This window comes from Streptomyces sp. BE303 (assembly GCF_036290945.1).
Taxonomy (GTDB): Bacteria; Actinomycetota; Actinomycetes; order Streptomycetales; family Streptomycetaceae; genus Kitasatospora.
Window position 1 is genome coordinate 1 of sequence record NZ_JAQYWZ010000699.1, and the last position, 1,361, is coordinate 1,361.

Here is a 1,361-nt window from a genome sequence, read left to right on the forward strand (position 1 = left end):
AGTGGACGTTAAGTCCGCTTTCTCTCGGTTCATGATCGCTCGTTCGTGTGAACGTCGGCCGTACTGGCGTGCCAGTCGGGGTTCGGGTGATGTTCTGCGGCGCATGGACAGACGGGCGTATCCGAGCGACTTATCGGATGAGCAGTGGGCGTTGATCGAGCCGATGATCACGGCCTGGAAGCAGGACCGGGTGGCGCGATCGGCTACTGGGGATCCGGGGGCCTGTGATCTGCGGGAGATCGTGAATGCGATCTTTTACCAGAATCGGACGGGCTGTCAGTGGCGCTACCTGCCCCATGACCTGCCGGCCTGGTCGGCGGTGTTCTACTACTTCGGCTTGTGGCGCCAGGACGGGCTCGACCGGCGGATCCAGGAACTCCTGCGCTGCCAGGTACGGGAGAGGGCCCGCCGATTAGAGGACCCGTCCCTCGTGATCATCGACACCCAGTCCGTCCGTGCGGCCGCCGGTGTCCCGAAGACCACGACGGGGCTGGACGCGAACAAGAAGGTGTCGGGGCGCAAGCGGGGACTGGCCGTGGACGTCATGGGGCTGATCATCGGCGTCGTCGTCCTGGCGGCCTCCGCCCACGACAACGCCGCCGGCGCCGCCCTGCTCGACCAGGTCGCCGAGCGGTGCGGGATGCGTCTGGAGAAGGCCCTGGTGGACCAGGGCTTCAAGGACGAGGTGATCATCCACGGCGCTTTGCTGGACATCGACGTCGAGGTCGTCCGCCGCAACCCGGCCGACCAGGGCAAGGGCTTCGTCCCGCAGCCGAAACGGTGGGTGGTGGAGCAGACAAACGGCACCTTGATGCTGCATCGGCGCCTCGCTCGCGAGTACGACCACCGGCCCGACAACTCCGCCTCACGCGTCTACTGGGCCTCCACCGCGAACATGACCCGCCGCCTCACCACACCAGCCCCGGCCTGGCGCGACACCCTCGGACTGGCCGCGTGAACGTCGCCGAACTCCTGGCAGACCTCCAGACCCGGCAGGACGAGGCCACCGCCCGGGCCGCGGAACTACGCGCCCGGATCGAAGAGCTCGCCACCGACCTGACCGAGACCGAAGCGCGGCTCACGGACCTGGCCACCACCCGAAAGATCATCGCGGAGGTCACGCCGGCAGGAACCGAATCCGAGCCACCCGAGACGAACACCACCTACCAGGCCATCGTGAACGCCTTCAACCAGCACCCCGACCAGGCATTCCGGGCAGGCGAGCTGCACGAACTCCTCGGCATGCCCACCGACGAGGCGTCCGTCAACATCACCCGCAGCCGCCTCGGACGCCTCACTCGCCAAGGCTTCCTCACCCAACCCGGACGAGGCCGCTACCAGAAACGGACTTAACGTCCACT

General features: G+C 67.0%; 2 protein-coding genes. Both read left to right on the plus strand.

The genetic code is table 11. The features are described from left to right. Positions 1 to 103 precede the first annotated feature (103 nt). Positions 104 to 958 carry an IS5 family transposase gene (locus tag PUR56_RS16820; protein WP_329877459.1) on the plus strand — a complete coding sequence of 285 codons (855 nt, stop codon included), beginning with the start codon at positions 104 to 106 and terminating at the stop codon, positions 956 to 958. Continuing rightward, positions 955 to 1,353, plus strand: a complete 399-nt coding sequence (locus PUR56_RS16825) for a hypothetical protein (RefSeq protein WP_329877461.1) — start codon at positions 955 to 957, stop codon at positions 1,351 to 1,353. The genes PUR56_RS16820 and PUR56_RS16825 overlap by 4 nt, the downstream gene beginning before the upstream one ends. The last annotated feature ends 8 nt before the right edge of the window (positions 1,354 to 1,361 follow it).

What these genes read in the sequence shown, in the direction of transcription:
- PUR56_RS16820 (WP_329877459.1), top strand. Translation starts at nt 104, where the DNA reads ATGGACAGACGGGCGTATCCGAGCGACTTATCGGATGAGCAGTGGGCG.